The 16,418-nt window shown below is 65.7% G+C and carries 14 protein-coding genes; 8 read left to right on the forward strand and 6 right to left on the reverse strand.

What is annotated here, in order from left to right; all coding sequences use genetic code 11:
- Positions 1–3: 3 nt before the first annotated feature.
- The 3 genes from AC07X6_RS00625 to AC07X6_RS00635 form a co-directional block, all read right to left on the reverse strand.
- Positions 4–2,817 carry a M16 family metallopeptidase gene (locus AC07X6_RS00625; RefSeq protein WP_494789735.1) on the reverse strand — a complete coding sequence of 938 codons (2,814 nt, stop codon included), beginning with the start codon at positions 2,815–2,817 and terminating at the stop codon, positions 4–6.
- Between the two features lie 78 nt (positions 2,818–2,895).
- Entirely contained in the window at positions 2,896–3,249 is a 354-nt protein-coding gene (gene traM / locus AC07X6_RS00630) for a conjugal transfer transcriptional regulator TraM (RefSeq protein WP_494789736.1), read from the reverse strand.
- Positions 3,250–3,978 carry a P-loop NTPase family protein gene (locus tag AC07X6_RS00635; protein WP_230539047.1) on the reverse strand — a complete coding sequence of 243 codons (729 nt, stop codon included), beginning with the start codon at positions 3,976–3,978 and terminating at the stop codon, positions 3,250–3,252.
- Between the two features lie 212 nt (positions 3,979–4,190).
- Here AC07X6_RS00635 and AC07X6_RS00640 point away from each other — a divergent pair, with 212 nt between their 5' ends.
- Positions 4,191–5,963 carry a GGDEF domain-containing protein gene (locus tag AC07X6_RS00640; protein WP_474293012.1) on the forward strand — a complete coding sequence of 591 codons (1,773 nt, stop codon included), beginning with the start codon at positions 4,191–4,193 and terminating at the stop codon, positions 5,961–5,963.
- Here AC07X6_RS00640 and AC07X6_RS00645 read toward each other — a convergent pair.
- Positions 5,953–6,435, reverse strand: a complete 483-nt coding sequence (locus AC07X6_RS00645; protein WP_230539045.1) for a CinA family protein — start codon at positions 6,433–6,435, stop codon at positions 5,953–5,955. The two genes, AC07X6_RS00640 and AC07X6_RS00645, sit on opposite strands and share 11 nt — an antisense overlap.
- Positions 6,436–6,659: 224 nt before the next feature.
- Between AC07X6_RS00645 and AC07X6_RS00650 the strand changes: the two genes are divergently transcribed.
- The 3 genes from AC07X6_RS00650 to AC07X6_RS00660 are packed head-to-tail and all read left to right on the forward strand — an operon-like array spanning position 6,660 to position 11,889.
- Positions 6,660–7,274: a TOL_0243 family YfiR-like periplasmic protein gene (locus tag AC07X6_RS00650; RefSeq protein ID WP_230539044.1), complete on the forward strand. Its 615-nt coding sequence runs from the start codon at positions 6,660–6,662 to the stop codon at positions 7,272–7,274.
- The gene (locus tag AC07X6_RS00655) at positions 7,274–9,304 is read left to right on the forward strand and encodes a sensor histidine kinase, YfiR-like protein-associated (protein ID WP_230539043.1); all 2,031 of its coding nucleotides are present in this window, start codon (positions 7,274–7,276) and stop codon (positions 9,302–9,304) included. Before AC07X6_RS00650 ends, AC07X6_RS00655 begins: the two co-directional genes overlap by 1 nt.
- Positions 9,301–11,889, forward strand: a complete 2,589-nt coding sequence (locus AC07X6_RS00660; protein WP_494789737.1) for an EAL domain-containing protein — start codon at positions 9,301–9,303, stop codon at positions 11,887–11,889. The genes AC07X6_RS00655 and AC07X6_RS00660 overlap by 4 nt, the downstream gene beginning before the upstream one ends.
- A 5-nt stretch (positions 11,890–11,894) precedes the next feature.
- Here the strand turns inward: AC07X6_RS00660 and thiL are convergent, their stop codons facing one another.
- Positions 11,895–12,875, reverse strand: coding sequence for a thiamine-phosphate kinase (gene thiL, locus AC07X6_RS00665; protein WP_494789738.1), 981 nt, complete (start codon positions 12,873–12,875; stop codon positions 11,895–11,897).
- A gap of 89 nt (positions 12,876–12,964) precedes the next feature.
- Between thiL and AC07X6_RS00670 the strand changes: the two genes are divergently transcribed.
- Positions 12,965–13,570, forward strand: a complete 606-nt coding sequence (locus AC07X6_RS00670) for a hypothetical protein (RefSeq protein WP_494789739.1) — start codon at positions 12,965–12,967, stop codon at positions 13,568–13,570.
- On the opposite strand, the gene AC07X6_RS00675 is transcribed toward AC07X6_RS00670, so the two are convergent.
- Positions 13,567–14,088 carry a MarR family winged helix-turn-helix transcriptional regulator gene (locus AC07X6_RS00675; protein ID WP_494789740.1) on the reverse strand — a complete coding sequence of 174 codons (522 nt, stop codon included), beginning with the start codon at positions 14,086–14,088 and terminating at the stop codon, positions 13,567–13,569. The genes AC07X6_RS00670 and AC07X6_RS00675 overlap by 4 nt on opposite strands.
- Before the next feature lie 122 nt (positions 14,089–14,210).
- On the opposite strand from AC07X6_RS00675, the gene AC07X6_RS00680 reads away from it, so the two are divergent.
- Genes AC07X6_RS00680 through AC07X6_RS00690 form a run of 3 tightly spaced genes read left to right on the forward strand, consistent with a single transcriptional unit; the run spans position 14,211 to position 16,389 of the window.
- The gene (locus AC07X6_RS00680) at positions 14,211–15,404 is read left to right on the forward strand and encodes an MFS transporter (protein WP_494789741.1); all 1,194 of its coding nucleotides are present in this window, start codon (positions 14,211–14,213) and stop codon (positions 15,402–15,404) included.
- A gap of 39 nt (positions 15,405–15,443) precedes the next feature.
- Complete coding sequence (locus tag AC07X6_RS00685; RefSeq protein WP_494789742.1) at positions 15,444–16,037, forward strand: SMI1/KNR4 family protein; 594 nt, start codon at positions 15,444–15,446, stop codon at positions 16,035–16,037.
- Complete coding sequence (locus AC07X6_RS00690) at positions 16,030–16,389, forward strand: hypothetical protein (protein WP_494789743.1); 360 nt, start codon at positions 16,030–16,032, stop codon at positions 16,387–16,389. Before AC07X6_RS00685 ends, AC07X6_RS00690 begins: the two co-directional genes overlap by 8 nt.
- Positions 16,390–16,418: the final 29 nt, after the last annotated feature.

Raw genomic sequence — 16,418 nt, forward strand, 5'->3', positions numbered from 1 at the left:
TCTTTACTTCACGTTACCCTCAGCATCGCGCAATTCCACGGGCGCCAGTTTGAGCTTGCTCAACTGCGGCGCGATCTTCGCCTTGTCGCCCACGCCGATGACGATCAGCTTTTCCGGCTGCAGGTATTTTTTTGCCACCTGCTGCACCTGCTTGTCCGTCACGCCCGCAAAGCGCTGCGGCAAGGTCGCGTAGTAGTCGAGGCCCAGGCCGTAGATATATACGTTGGCCATGCTGGCGCTGATGCTGGCATTCGTCTCGAACTGGCCCGGCAGCGACAGCACCTGCGAATTGCGCGCATTCGACAATTCTTTGGCGCTTAATGGCTTGGCGATCATGGCGCGGATTTCCTTGAAGGTTTCCGATACGGCCGGGCCCGTCACGTCCGTGCGCACGCCGGCCGCGATCGAGAACGGCCCCGGCTGGCTGCGGTACTGGAATTGCGAGCGCACGCCATAGGTGTAGCCCTTCTCTTCGCGCAGGTTATTGCTCAGCCGGCTCGTAAACAAGCCGCCCAGCGCCGCGTTCATCACTTGCAGCGGCGCATAGTCGGGCGTCGCGCGGGCCACGGCGATGGTCGACAGGCGCACGGCCGTCTGCGGCGCGCCCGGCTTGTCGACCAGGATCAGTCTGGCTTTCGTCGTGGCCGGCGCCGCCGTCACGGATGGCGCCACGGCGCCCGCCTTCCAGCTGCCGAATTTCGCTTCCGCCAGCGCCTTCAATTGCGCCGCATCGATGTCGCCCGAGACGATCAGCGCCGCATTGTTGGGCACATAATGCTGTTGCCAGAACGCCTGCAGGTCGGCGCGGCTGGTGGCTTTCAGGGCCGCTTCCGTGCCCAGCTGGATGGTGCCGTACGGATGTTGCGGACCGTACAGGGCGGCCGCTTCCACGCGGGCCGCCACGGCCCCCGCGTTTTCGCGCTGCTGCGCCAGTTCGCCGATGCGGCTGGCGCGCTGGCGTTCCACTTCCTCTTGCGGGAATTGCGGGTGCTGCACCACGTCGGCCAGCACGTCGAGCGCTTGCGGGAAGGTGGTTTTCAGCGACGTCAGCTGGGCGAACGAGGCATCCGCACCGGAACCCGTGCCGAGGAAGGCGCCGAGTTGCGCCACGTCATCGGCGATCTGCGGCGCGCTGCGCGTACTGGTGCCTTCCTGCAGCAATTGCGCCGTAAAGCCAGACAAGCCCGGCTGCGCCAGCGGATTGGCGCCCGAGCCGCTCTTGATGACCAGCTGGCTGGAAATCAGCGGCACGGCCGGGTTGTAATTGTGGATCACGGTCAAGCCATTGCTCAAGGTGAAGGACGTCGCTTGCGGTAGAACAATCTTCGGCGCGGGACCGGCCTTCGGCACTGCGTTGCGCCATGGCTCGTCCGCATTGATGGCCGTGCCCGGCGCCGGTTTGACCTTGCCCGGCGCCGGCGTCGCCACTTCCGGCCCCAGGTCCGGCGTGCCCGGCACGCCATACACGACCACGCGCGCTTGGTTTTTCAGGTAGGTGTCGACGGCGCGCTGCACGCCGGCCGCCGTCACCTGGCGGTAGCGTTCGATATCCTTGCCCAGGTAGCCGGGGTCGCCCAGGTACTGGTTGTACTGGTTCATCATGTTGGCGTTGCCGCCCACTTTTTCCACCTGGCTCAGCATGGCTGTCTCGATGCCGTTGCGGGCCCGCTCGATTTCCTTCTCGCTGGGGCCTTTGGCGCGCAATTGCTCCAGCTCCGCCTGCATGGCTTGCTCGATTTCCTCGGGCTGATGGCCGGGGCGGGCCGTCACGTCGATGGTGAACACGGAAGTGAGGGCGTTCGAGCTCTGGCTGGCGCCCACGTCCTGCGCGATCTGCTTGTCGTACACGAGGGATTTATACAGGCGGCTGGACTTGCCGCCGGCCAGGATCTGCGCGGCCATCGACAGTTCCGCATCGTCCGGCGCGTAGGCCGATGGCGTCAGCCAGGCCATGAAGACGCGCGGCAGCTCGACCCGGTCCTGCACCACGATGCGGCGTTCCTGCGTGATGGGCGGCGTCACGACATCGGGCTTGGCCACGGCGGGGCCGCTCTTGAAGCTGCCGAAGTATTTGTTGACCAGTTCCTTGGTCTTTGCCTTGTCGATGTCGCCCGCGATCACCAGGCTGGCATTGTTGGGGCCATAGTATTGGGTAAAGAATTCCTTGATGTCGGCCAGTTTCGCGTTCTGGATATCCGCGTGCGAACCGATGACGCTGGCGTAATACGGGTGGGTCTTCGGAAACAGCTGGTGGTACAGGGCTTCCTGCACGATGCCATACGGTGCGTTTTCCACGCTCTGGCGCCGCTCGTTGCGCACCACGTCCTGCTGGTTCGTCAGCGCCGTCTGGTCGAGCACGTCCAGCAGGTAGCCCATGCGGTCGGAATGGGCCCACAGGGCCAGTTCCAGCTGGTTCGACGGCACCGTGTCGAAATAGTTGGTGCGGTCGAAATCCGTGCTGCCGTTCGAATCCGTGGCGCCCGCGCCTTCGAGCAGCTGGTCGGCCATGCCGCGCGGCACGTGCTTGGTGGCGGCAAACATCATGTGTTCGAACAAATGCGCAAAGCCCGTCAGGCCCGGCGCTTCATTCGCCGGTCCCACGTGGTACCAGATGTTGACGGCCGTGACGGGCAATTTATGGTCTTCCACGAGAATCACGTCGAGGCCGTTCGGCAGCGTGTATTTTTCGTAGGCAACATTTGGCACGGCCGTGGCTGCCGTCGCGGCAGCGGCGCCGGCGGCGTGGGCGAGCGTGAGCGGGGCGCCGTACAGCGACAGCATCAGGGCGGGTATGGCCAGCAGTTTGATCGGTTTCATGCATGCTTCCAGGCTAGGGTGGGGAAGACGCTGCGGCCCGCTCGTGGCTGGCCCAGCGCGATGGTGCTACGGTCGGTGCTACAGTTTATACAGCAGGGCCGCGCCGCCCAGCACCAGCAGGGCGCAGGCGACGGAGACGACGGCCGCCGCGCCCAGCAAACGCCATTCGCGCGGCGTAAAGAGGGGGGCAGGCCCGGGCGCTTGCGGCACAGGCCGGGGCATGGCTGGCGCCGGTTCGGCCGGCAAGCCGCCCGTGGCGCGCGCCTGCGTGGCCAGCGCCTGGGTGGCGGCGTCCAGCAAGGCCAGCTGGCGCTCGACGGTTTCCGCCAGCACGGCTTCGTTCAGCGCCACCAGGGCGAATATCGGGTCATCGACGTCGATCTTGATGCCCGTCTTGTCGAACACGTGGCTGCGCAGTTTGTGCTGGTCCATCTACCATTGCACCTTGTCGAGCTGTTCGAAGATGTCGCGGTAGACGACCTTGATGCGCTGCTTTTCCATGATGTTGAACTTGTCGTTCTGCAACACTTCCTGCATCGTCAGGCGCGCCGTATTCATTTTCTTGACGTCCGCGCCAAACGTGTCGGGATTGCGCTGGCTCAAGGTGATGCTGCCTTTCACGCGCGCGCGGTTGTCGGCATACGATTGCGATTCGACAAACTGCTTGCCCGACGCCGATTGCAGCAGGCCGAAGTGTTCGTTCTGCCACAGCACCAGCGGCACTTTCGTCGCCTGTGCCGTGGCGACGAAGCCCGTGGCCGTGTCGTGCAGGGTGTCGCCGCCGCCGACGATGGTGTGGATGTACACCTTGCGGCCCGATTCTTCCAGCAGCGCGAAACAGTCGTTTTCCAGCAGGTAGCCCATCAGCGGCGAAAACGTGTTCGCGCCATTGTCGACCACGCAGTTGCCGTCCGTGTCGAGGATGTCGATCATCAGCGCGTCGAAGCGCTTCGGGTCGATGTTGCGCGCATCCGTCATCACGGGCACGTGTTTGACATTCATCGCCTTGTAGCGCGAGAACGTGGCGTTTTCCTGGTCGGTGTCATAACAGCGCAAAGGCGTGTCGTCCTTGCCGCCTATCCACTGGGCCAGCAGGGTCGAGACGAGGGTCTTGCCGATGCCGCCCTTGCCCTGCAGGATGAAATGTACCGTGTTTTGCATTGCGACTACTCCAAGTTGTTGCGTCAGTGACAATCAAAGATCCGTGACAGCGGCGCAGGCGCCCGGCCAGGCCACGACTGGCATTTTTACCACAATCCTTTGCAAATATGCCATGCGGAACAGCGAATCTGGTTATGATGTTAATCAGGATACCATTGATACAGAGCAAGTTTTGTGTGAAAAATCCACCCCAGCGTGTGTATGAGGACGCAGTGCCGATCTCCAGTCTCGATAAAGCCGACATTGACCGTCTGAATCAGCAAGCCCTGTCTTGCCTGGTGGGCAACCGCCGCCAGGCGCGGCGGCTGGCGCAGATGGCGCTGGCGGCGGCGCAACGGCAACAGTATGCGCGCGGCGGCGCGTATGCGGAACTGAATCATTGCTGGCTCGCGTATTACGCGGGCGAAGCCGAACCGTCGTGCGAGCAGCTGCGCGCGTATTTCCAGCACAGCGGCGACCTGGAAGGGGGCATGGAAGTGGCGGCCCTGCAGGGCGCGTACGCGAGCCGGCGCGGCGATTTTGCCGATGCCGAGCAGCATTTCCTGCAGGCGCGCAGCCAGGCCGCGCAGATCCCCGATTCCCTGCATAAATTCATGCTGTACGCGCGCCTGGGCGTCGATGCCCTGAACCGTGGCGACACGCAGGACGGCCCGCGCAATTTTTTGCTGGCGCTGGACATCGCCGAGCGCTTCGGCAGCCCCGCGCACCGCGTCAACAGCCTGTCGAACCTGGCGTCGTCGCAGCACGACCTGGGCAACGACGAAGACGCCATCCCCCTGCTGGTCGAGGCGCTCGAGATCATCGGCACGCAAAAGCTCAAATACCAGCAAACCATCGTCTCGGCCAACCTGGCCATGTGTTTATTAGCCACGGGCAAGCCGGCCGAAGCGCTGGCGCTGGTCGAACCGTTTTACGAGTGGCCGGAAGAAGACCTGGCCGTGCGCGCCTTTTTGTTCTGCATCGCCGCCCACGCCGCCATCCTGCTGCAGCGGCCCGACAGCGCGCTGCAACTGCTGCTGCGCGCCGAAGAGTATGCGCGCCGCGGCCAGGACCTGGAAGAGCAGATGCACGCGTGGCTGGTGCGCGGCAAGCTCGACCTGCACGCGGGCCAGACGGCGCAGGCGCTGGCGTCGCTGACGCAGGCGCACAGCCTGCTGAGCTGGACGCGCAATCCGTTCCACCAGCAGCAGATCCTGCGCGGTTTGTCCGATATCAATGCCCAGCTGGGTGAATGGCAGGCCGCGTATGGCTTTTTGCAGCAATACCAGGCCGCGTACGAGGCCAGCAGCAAGTCGGCGCGCGCCTCGCGCAGCCTGATGCGTAACCTGGAAAAGGAAATGCACAGCCTGAAAGCCGAGCGCGACAAGGCGCTGGAGCTGCAGGCGGCGCGCGAAACGGAAAACGCCAAGCTCGAGCACCTGAACCGCGAACTGGCGCACCAGATCCTGCACGTCAATTCGCTGCAGGACAGCCTGAAGGAACAGGCCATGCGCGACCACCTGACAGGCCTGTACAACCGCCGCCATTTCGAAACCTGCCTCAATGCCATCCTGCACGCGGCCGACGCGAACGCGCCCGTGGCCATCGCCATCATCGACCTGGATTTCTTCAAGCGCGTCAACGACACGTACGGGCACAACTTTGGCGACGAGGTGCTGATCCAGTTCGCGCGCCTGGTGGAGAGCCAGCTGCGCGGCAGCGACATGGTGTGCCGCTATGGCGGCGAGGAATTCTGCCTGCTGTTGCGCGAAGCCGACAGCAGCATCGCCGCGCACAAGATCGACGACATCGCCGCGCGCTACCGCCAGCTGCTGATCCAGCAAGCGCCGCACAGCCTGTCCGGCTGCACTTTTTCCGCCGGCATCGCCGAGTATCCGCGCCACGGCGCCGGCCGCCATGAATTGCTGATGCGCGCCGACAGTGCCCTGTACGCGGCCAAGCAGGCCGGGCGCGACCGCGCCTGCATCGCCGACGCTACCGGATAAAACGCAGCAGTTCGCGCAGGGCGTGCGCCACCGCCTGTTCACGCACGGCCTGGCGGTCGCCCGCGAACACCAGCCGCTGCGTCTGCACGCGCCCGTCCATGGCCCAGCCGAAGCAGACGGTGCCGACGGGCTTGCCCGGCACGCCGCCCGTGGGGCCGGCGATGCCCGTGGTCGAGACGGCCACCTGGGCTTCGCTGTGGGCCAGCGCGCCTTGCGCCATGGCGGCGGCCACTTCCTCGCTGACGGCGCCGTGGGCGGCGATCAGCTCGGCGGGCACGCCCAGCATGCCGCTCTTGGCGCCATTCGAATAGGTGACGAAGCCCCGCTCGAACCAGGCGCTCGAACCGCTGACGTCGGTGACGGCTTGCGCCACGCCGCCGCCCGTGCACGATTCGGCCGTGGCCAGCAGCAAGCCCTTCGCCTGCAGGGCCTGGCCGACGGCGGTGGAGAGGGGGACGCGTTCGTTGCTCATGGATGACTCCTGCAGGCGGTGGAAAAGGGTGGCAAGACTGTAGCATGGCCCACGGTAAAAGAAACTTTCCCCGGTACCAGCGAAAATGCGTACACTCTTTTATACATTTGCTACCACTTCGGTCCGGCAGGCGCTCTGTCGCTGCGCTACCCTGGTGCGCATCGCCCGAACAGGCACGCGGCATGGTGCCGCGCCTTCGTATGCATTATCTTTACTCGGTTGTCATGGCAATTCTGAACTGGACCTGGTGGCGTCATCCTGGCCCCCTGCGCCGCACCGTGCGCGGCGGCCATCGCTCCCTGCACTGGGGCTGGCTATTGCTGCTCCTGGGCGCGCTGTGCGCCGAGGCGCAGGCGCAAGTGCCGGGCGACCTGGAGCGCCAGGTCAAGGCCGCGTACCTGTACAAGTTTGCCGGCTATGTCGAATGGCCCGAGGGCAGCTTTGCCCGGCCCGACTCGCCGCTGGTGATCGGCGTGGCGGGCGCCGATGCGCTGGCCGAGCAGCTCGAACAGAGTGTGGCCGGGCACAGCGTCAACGGCCGCGCCGTGCAGGTGAAAAAAGTGCGCCGCGGCGAAGCGCTGGCTGGGCTGCACGTGCTGTACCTGGGCGCGCTGGAGAAAACGGCGCTGCAGGAGATGCTGGCCGCCAGCCGTGGCCTGGCGTTGCTGACGGTATCCGATTCGGATGAGGTCTACGCGATGGGCAGCATGATCAATTTTGTCATGGCCGAAGACAAGGTGCGCTTCGACGTGGCCTTAAAACCCGTGGCGCTGGCGCATATCCGCATCAGCGCGCGCATGCTGCTGGCCGCCTACCGCGTGCAGACGGGAGGCGCCTGATGATACGACTGCGTTCCATCCGCCACAAGCTGATGTCGGTGGTCTTGCTGACCACCCTGGTGGCGCTCGTCATTTCGCTGGGCACCATCGTCGTCTACGACTTGCGCGCCTACCACCGCAACCTGGTGGCCGACATCAGTACCCAGGCCGAGCTGCTGGGGCACATGAGTTCGGCCGCGCTGGCCTTCGACGACGAACGCCTGGCGCTGGAAAACCTCAACCTGATGCGCATCCGCCCGCGCGTGACGGCCGGTGCCCTGTACAAGGCCGACGGCAGCCTGTTTGCCAGCTACCGCGCAAACGAGCAGGTGGGCGAGCTGCCGGCGAAGGTGGGCAAGGAAGGCGAAACCATCCAGGGCAGTTCGGTGGAACTGTTCAAGCCCATCGTCGACAATGGCGAACTGCTGGGCACCGTCTACCTGCGCGCCGATTACGAGCTGGCCGGCCGCACGGCCGATTACCTGGCCATCGCGCTGGGCGTGACGGTGCTGGCGCTGCTGGTGGCCTTGCTGCTGCTGCGCCGCCTCGATTTCGTCATCACCCAGCCCATCCTCGATATCGCCGACGTGGCGCGCGAAGTGATCGAGACGGGCGACTACTCGCGCCGCGCGCGCAAGCTCAGCGTCGACGAAGTGGCGCAGCTGGTCGATTCCTTCAACAAGATGCTGGCCGAGATCGAGCTGCGCACGCAGGCGCTGGAGCGCTCGAACGGCGAGCTGGCGCGCGAGGGCGAGCAGCGCACCCAGGCGCAGCAGGAAGTCATGCGCCTGAACCAGGAGCTGGAAGTGCGCGTGCACGAGCGCACGATGCAGCTGGAAATGACGAATGGCGAACTGGCCATGGCGATGGAAGAGGCGCGCAGCGCCAATTATGCCAAGTCGGCCTTCCTGTCGTCGATGAGCCATGAATTGCGCACGCCGCTGAACGCCATCCTGGGCTTCGCGCAAATCCTCAGTTCCGACCGCCTGCCGTCGACCCTGGAACAAAAGAAGGAATTTGCCGGGCATATTCTGAAATCGGGGCGTCACTTGTTGACATTGATCAATGAAATTCTCGACCTGGCGAAGGTGGAATCGGGCACGGTCAGCCTGTCGCTGGAACCGGTGGCGCTGGACGCCATCTTGCAGGAATGCCGCGACATGATCGCGCCGCTGGCCAGCCAGCGCGGCATCGGCATGGACTTTCCCGACGCCTGCCCCCTGAACGTGCTGGCCGACCGCACGCGCCTCAAGCAGATTTTATTGAACCTGCTGTCGAATGCGCTCAAGTACAACCGCGAGCAGGGGCAGGTGGCCATCGCTTGCGCGCCGCAGGCGGGCGGGCGGGTGCGCATCAGCGTGCGCGACACGGGCGTGGGCCTCGATGCCGAACAGGTGGCGCTGCTGTTCCAGCCCTTCAACCGGCTGGGGCAGGAAGGCGGCACGGAAGAGGGCAGCGGCATCGGCCTGGTGGTCACCAAGCGCCTGGTGGAGCTGATGGATGGCAGCATCGGCGTGACCAGCGCGCCAGGCGAAGGCAGCACGTTCTGGATCGAGCTGCGCGTGGTCGATGCCTTGCCCGCGCCCGCACCGCTGGCCTTGCCGCGCCCGGACCTGGCCGGCGCGCTGCTCGAGCACAGCGCCCCCGTGACCTTGCTGTACGTGGAAGACAATCCCGCCAACCTGACCCTGGTCGAGGAAATCGTGCGCTACTGCCCGCAATTGCAGCTGCTGACGGCCACGGATGGCCGCCTGGGCGTGGAGATGGCGCGCACGCACCTGCCGCAGCTGATCTTGATGGACATCAACCTGCCGCATGTGAACGGCACGGACGCGCTGAAACTGCTGCGCGCCGATCCGCGCACGGCGCACATTCCCGTCATCGCCCTGACGGCCAACGCCATGCCGGGCGACGTCGAGCGCAGCATGGCGCTGGGCTTTTACCGCTACCTGACCAAGCCGATCAACCTCGATGAATTTACCGAGGCGATCAACAGCACCCTGGCCTATGTGGCACAGCAGCGCAGGCAGAAAGGCAAGGGGGCGCCGTGATCAGCCAGGCCGATATCTATGCGGCGAAAATCCTCATCGTCGACGACCAGGAAGTCAATTTGCGCCTGCTCGCGCATTTGCTGGAAGGCGGCGGCTACACGGCCATCAGCAGCACCCTCGACGCGCGCGCCGTGGCCGGCCTGCACCAGCGCCAGCAGTTCGACCTGATCATCCTCGACCTGGTGATGCCCGGCATGAGCGGCTATGAGGTGATGGATACCTTGCGCCCGCTGGAACTGGAAGGCTATCTGCCCGTGCTGGTGATCGCCGCCGACCCGGACGCCAAGCTGGCCGCGCTGGAAGCGGGCGCGCGCGACTTCATCAGCAAGCCCTTCGATGCGCTCGAGGTGCTCACGCGCATCCGCAACATGCTCGAAGTGCGGCTGCTGCACCGCGCCGCGCGCCACTACAACACCTTGCTCGAACGCACGGTGGGCCAGCGCACGGCCGAATTGCAGCGCTTTCGCGGCGCCATGGACGCCACCAGCGACGCCATCTTCCTCGTCGACGTGCTGGGCATGGCCCTGGTCGACGCCAACGACGGCGCCTGCCGCCTGCTCGGCTATGCGCGCGCCGAACTGCTGGCGCTGGCGCCCGGCACTCTGCTGCCGTCGCCGCCGGCCCCGCCGCTGGCCGCGCTGCCGGGCGGCCCGGCCCACCTGGCCACGGAAGTGACGGAATGCGAGCTGGTGCGGCGCGACCTGAGCCTGGTGCCCGTGGAACTGGGCTGGCACTGGTATGCGCAGGCGCCCGTGGCGGGCGGCCATCCTGGTACCCCTGGCACGGGCGGCCTGCTGCTGATCGCCGTGGCGCGCGACATCAGCGAACGGCGCCAGGCGCAGGAGCGCCTGAAGCACCTGGCCCATTACGATGGCTTGACGGGGCTGCCGAACCGCAGCCTGTTTTACCAGACGCTGGCCCAGGCCGTCGAACTGGCGCAGGAAAAAAGCTGGCGCATCGTGGTGCTGTTCATCGCGCTGGACCGCTTCAAAAGCATCAACGACACCCTGGGCGCGGCGCTGGGCGACGAACTGTTGCGCCAGTTCAGCAACCGCCTGGTCGAATGCGTGCGCCTGCGCGACACGGTGGGGAGGCTGGGCAACGACGAATTCGCGCTGATATTGACCATGAGCCGCAACCAGCAGGAAGCCGTGGCCGTGGCCAACCAGGTGCGCGAAGCCTTGCGCGCGCCGTTCGACCTGCGCGGCCATGCTGCCACCCTGACGGCCAGCATCGGCATCGCCATGTATCCGGACGACGCCACCGACCCGGAAACGCTGATCAAATACGCGAATACGGCCATGGGCGGCGCCAAGCAGGCGGGGCGCGACGGCTACCGCTTTTTCACGGCCGGCATGAACGTGCAGGTGCTGGCGCGCCTGGACCTGGAACTGGCGCTGCGCCATGCACTGGAGCACGACCAGTTCATCCTGTACTACCAGCCCAAGGTGGATTTGCGCACGGGCCGCATCAGCGGCGTGGAAGCGCTGCTGCGCTGGCGCCGCCCCGGCTATGGCCTGGTGGCGCCGGCTGAATTCGTGCCCGTGCTGGAAGACACGGGATTGGTCGTGCGCGTGGGCGCCTGGGTGATCCAGGCTGCCTGCCGCCAGATCGCCGAATGGCGCGACAGCGAAGTGGGACCCGTGCGCGTGGCCGTGAATGTGTCGAGCCGCCAGTTTGCCGAGGGCGACCTGGAGGGCGAAGTAACGCGCGCGCTGGCGCAGTACGGCGTGGCGCCGGAATTGCTGGAACTGGAATTGACGGAAACGGCGCTGATGTCGAACGCCGAGCGCACCATCGTCGTGCTGGGCAAATTGAAGAAAATCGGCGTGAAGGTGGCCATTGACGATTTCGGCACCGGTTACTCGAGCCTCGCGTATCTGCAGCGCTTCCCCATCGACAAACTGAAAATCGACATCGCCTTCGTGCGCAATATCACCAGCAACCCGAACGACGCGGCCATCGCACTGGCCATCGTCAGCATGGCGCACAGCCTGAAACTGAGCGTGGTGGCCGAGGGCGTGGAATCGCGCCCGCAGCTCGAATACCTGCGGCGCAACCGCTGCGATGAAATCCAGGGCTTTTATTTCAGCCGCGCCCTGCCGGCGCTGGAACTGGGGCAGATGATCGCCGCCGGCGCCGGCCTGCCGCCCGGCCACGACCCGGCCGCCCAGCCCGCGCAAACCCTGCTCATCGTCGACGACGACGTCAACGTGCTGTCCTCGCTGCACCGCCTGTTCCGCCCCGAGGGCTACCAGATCCTCACGGCCAGCACGCCGGCCGAAGGCTTTGAAATGCTGGCCCTGCACCGGGTCCACGTCATCGTCTGCGACCAGCGCATGCCCAGCATGAGCGGCACGGAGTTCTTGAGCAAGGTCAAGGAGCTGTATCCGGAAACCATCCGCATCATCCTGTCCGGCTACACGGGCCTTGAAGCCGTGCTCGACTCGATCAACCGGGGCGCCATCTATCGTTTTTATACGAAACCGTGGGATGACACCCAGCTGCGCGACAATATCCGCCTGGCCTTCCAGCACTACTGGATGGTGAACCAGCCGGGGCTGGCGCGGGCGGCGGTGCGCTAGCCGAGTTAATCGCTGAAGTGGTCGAACGAGCTCAGTTGTAAATCCAGCGGCTGTCCCTGCGCATCGACCAGCCGCAAGCCTGATTGGGCTTCGATGCGGCCCACGCGCGTGACGGGCGTGCCGCAGCTGAGCGCCAGCGCGGCGATGGCCTCGCGCGAGGACGCTGGCGCCGTGAAGCACAGCTCATAATCGTCGCCGCCGGCGGCCGTGTAGCGGCGGCGCAGGGCGGTTTCCTGCCGCGCCAGCACGGGGCCGGCCGGCAAGGCGTCGACGTCGAGCGTGGCGCCTACACGCGACGCTTTCAAGATGTGCCCCAGGTCGCCCGCCAGGCCATCCGAAATGTCGATGGCCGCATGCGCCAGGCCCGCTTCGGCCAGCGCGCAGCCGAGCGCCACGCGCGGCGTCGGCGTGTGCATGCGCGCGGCGGCAGTGGCCAGGTCGGCTGGCGCCAATTCGTGCTCCATGCGGTAGCCGGCCAGCGCCAGGCGCGCGTCGCCGACAGTCCCGCTGACCCAGATGTCGTCGCCCGCCACGGCCGCGCTGCGGCGCAGGGCCTGGCCCGGCGCCAGTTCGCCGAATACGGTGATGCAGATGTTCAGCGGGCCCTTGGTGGTGTCGCCGCCGATGAGTTCGCAATCAAAGGCGTCGGCCAGCGCAAACAGGCCTTCGGCAAAGCCGGCCAGCCAGGCGCGCTCCGCCTGCGGCAGGGCCAGGGCCAAAGTGAATGCCACGGGGCGCGCGCCCATGGCGGCCAGGTCGGACAGGTTCACGGCCAGGCTTTTGTGGCCGAGCATGCGGGCGTCGGCGCCGGCAAAGAAGTGCCGGTCCTCGACCAGCATGTCCGAGGAGATGGCGATCTGCTTGCCGGCCGCTGGCGTCATCAGCGCGCAATCGTCGCCGATGCCCAGGGTGGCGCGGCCGGGGCGCTGGCGCACGAAATAGTGTTTGATCAGGTCGAATTCGGAAAGCGCGTCGTGTGGGGCCATGGCGTAGTCTGGTCGTTGAATGATGGTGTGGCCCGGCTATTATAGGCTGGCCTACAATACGGGTCTTTGCCACTGCCGAACAACTTGCCATGCCCATTCTCGATATTCACGTCTTACTGCAATCCTGGCTCGATCACGGCTGGCTGCGCGACCCGCAAGCCGTCGGCTTGAACACCTTCGAGGCGCAGGAACTGGTGGCGTGGGGCTTCGACGCCATCAGCGACGGCGGCCAGCTGTGCCTGTACGAGGATGAGCGCCTGTTCCGCAGGGGCCAGCGGCCCGTGCTGGCGTCGTTCAAGGCGTATCTGCAGCGCGGCCAGCTGGGCGCGAATGGACTCGATCTCGGTTACCAGGTGCACCTGGCCGGTTTCCTGCGCGCGGCGCGGCAACCGTTGCCGGCGTTTCGCGTGCTGCTGGAACAGGGCGGCCGCAGCGGCGCCCTGCTGTTCGACAGCGGCCTGGTGCTGCAGTTTGCCGCCAATTTGCGCGGCAAGCCCCGCCATTACTACCTGACCCTGGTCGAGGGGCACGTGGCCGATGCCGAGCTTGCGGACCGCGACAGCGACATCGACTTGCGCGCGGCCAGCGTGGGCCACGTCCAGGCCCTGTACGACAGCCGCGATCCCGCCGACCTGCGGCGCCTGGCCCGGCGCGGCAGTGCAGCGCTGCGCGAGCTGGCGCAGTTGCTTTCCTAGCCTTTCTTCGCCTGCGCCATGCCGTGCAGCAGCTTGGCCAGCAACTGGTCGAGCAGGCGCTGCTCGTCCGCGCTCAGTGCCGACAGCATCGCGCGCTCGTTGTCCACGTGCAGCAGCACCAGTTTTTCAATCAATTCCAGGCCCCTGTGTGTCAGGGCCACCAGCACGCCGCGCCGGTCCGTCGGGTGTTTCTGCCGTTCGATCAGGCCGGCCGCTTCCAGCCGGTCGATGCGGTTGGTCATGCCGCCCGACGACAGCATGGCCGCCTCGTACAGGGCCGTCGGCGTCAGGCTGCAGGGCGCGCCCGAGCGGCGCAGGGTCGCCAGCACGTCGAATTCGCCCGGCTGCAAGCCGTGTTCGGCGAACAGCGGGTTGAGCCAGTCGCGCGCCATCAGCTGCGCCACCGTGCCCAATTGCCCCACCAGCTGCATGGCGGCGGTATCCATCTGCGGCAGCTCGCGCTGCCATTGTGCTGCGGCAAATTGCGCGCGCGTGTGTTCTTGCGGGGTATCCGTCATGGTGTATGCATGTATCTCGACATCAAGATAGATTTCTATCTTTATGTTAAGATACTTTTCATCGAGTCATATTTTGATGACGCATTAAACCATGTGCCTCCCAGCGAGGCAAGGACTATCCCATGCCATCCGCACGACCTGCCGCTTCCTCCTCTTCCTCATCGTCTTCGGCCCTGCTGGTGGCCGCCATCATCCTGCTGGGCCTGAATTTGCGGCCCATCCTGGCCGCCATCGGTCCCTTGCTCGACAGCATCCAGGCCAGCACGGGCATCAGCAATGCCGACGCGGGCTTGCTGACCACCGTGCCCGTGTTCGCCATGGGCCTGTGCGCGCTGGCGGGCGCGCAACTGCAGCGCCGCCTGGGCGTGGCGCGCGGCATCGGTATCGGCATCGCCATCATCGCTGCCGCTTGCGCGCTGCGCTGGCCCTTGCATGGCAGCGGCGGCCTGATCGCCACGGCGGCCCTGGGCGGCCTGGGCATCGCGCTGGTGCAGGCGCTGTTGCCGGCCTTCATCAAGCGCCATTTCCCCGAGCGGGCAGGGCAGCTGATGGGGTTTTATACGACGGGCATCATGGGCGGCGCGGCCATCGCCGCCGCGTCCGCTTCACCGCTGGCGCAGTCGCTGGGCTGGCAGGCGCTGCTGGCCCTGTGGGCGCTGCCCGCCGTGGCCGCCGCGCTGCTGTGGCGCCGCGCCGCCGCCGCGCGCGTGGACGTGGCCGGCGGCGCGGGCGCCAGCCTGCCCGTGGGCAGCACACGGGCCTGGCTGCTGATGGTGTTCTTTGGCGTCGGCACGGGCGCCTACACGCTGGTGCTGGCCTGGCTGCCGCCGTTTTACACGGAACTGGGCTGGAGTGCGGCCGACAGCGGCTTGCTGCTGGGCGCCCTGACCCTGGTGGAAGTGCTGGCGGGACTGGTCATTTCCAGTGTCATCCACCGCTTTCCCGACCGCCGCATCCTGTTATTGTCGGTATTGCTGGCCGTGCTGGCCGGCCTCGCTTGCCTGATCGTGGCGCCCGCGCAACTGGCCATTCCCGCCGTGATCCTGCTCGGCTGCGGCATCGGCTCCTTGTTTCCCCTGTCGCTGATCGTCAGCATGGATCACGTGGTTGAGCCTGCCGGCGCCGGCGCCTTGCTCGGTTTCGTGCAGGGCGGCGGCTACATCATCGCCAGCAGCATGCCGTTCATCGCCGGGTTGATCCGCCAGCATTCGTCCAGCCTGGCCCAGGCGTGGATGGTGATGGCGGGCGGCGTGGTGCTGTTGCTGCTGATTGCCACGCGCTTCGCGCCGGGGGCGCGGCTGGCCGCTATGCGCTAGCGTGCGCATGGCGTATCGGCCAACTGATATATTTCGGCTATGAACATTGTCGACCACTATTTAACCGGCTTGCGCCAGGCCATGCCACCGGAGCCGCTGGCGGAACTGGCGCTGGCCAGCGGCGCCAGCGCGGCGCAACTGGACAGCTTGCGCCAGGCGTATCCGCTGTGCCCGGACAGCCTGCTGCGCCTGCTGGGCCACTACAACGGCACCTATTACCAGGAATATGCGGGCGGCATGGTGCTGGTGTACATGCTGGGCTCGGACGTGTTTGAGTACCCGTATTACCTGAGTTCCGTCGAACAGATCCTGGAAGACCGGCAAGCGAACCAGCGCAGCATCGCCGATATTTACGGCCATTACCTGGAAGACGACCCCGGCATCGTCGACGCCCGCATCGATGCGGGCATCAAGCAAGGCCAGCGCCTGTGTTTTTCGCATTGCATGAACAACGGCGGCTCCTCGCGGCTGTATGTCGATTTCACGCCCGCGGCGTCGGGCAAGGTGGGACAGGTCGTGCGCTTCCTGCACGATCCCGACAATTACCAGGTCATCGCGGACAGTTTCGATGCCTATCTGCAAATGCTGATCGATGAGGATTACGGCTTCCTGATCGAGGACAATTTTGAATAGTCCGGCCGCGCCGCCCTCCCTGCTGCCCGCCAACCGCCGCATCGTGCTGTCCGGCGAGGATGCGCTGCGCATCCTGCGCGAGATCGAATTTTTGTTGATATCGCTCAATAATATCGGCCGCCATTATTATCCCGACGGCGACGATGACGGCGCCGATGTGCTGCGCCGCGCGCAGTATTGCGCGGAGACGACACATTTCATCGACGCACAGCAGGCGACGACGCGCCTGGCGCTGATGCGCCGCATCCTGTCCGCGCCATTCGACACCCGCCTGGGCGACGACGACATGGACGATCTCGAGCGCGCCGTCGCCGCGCTGCCGCTGTGGCGCGCGCCCGGCCAGTCATCATAAAAACTAATTGAAATCTAAAATTTGATAGT

The organism is Janthinobacterium sp. GW460-12-1-14-LB5 (genome assembly GCF_059423585.1).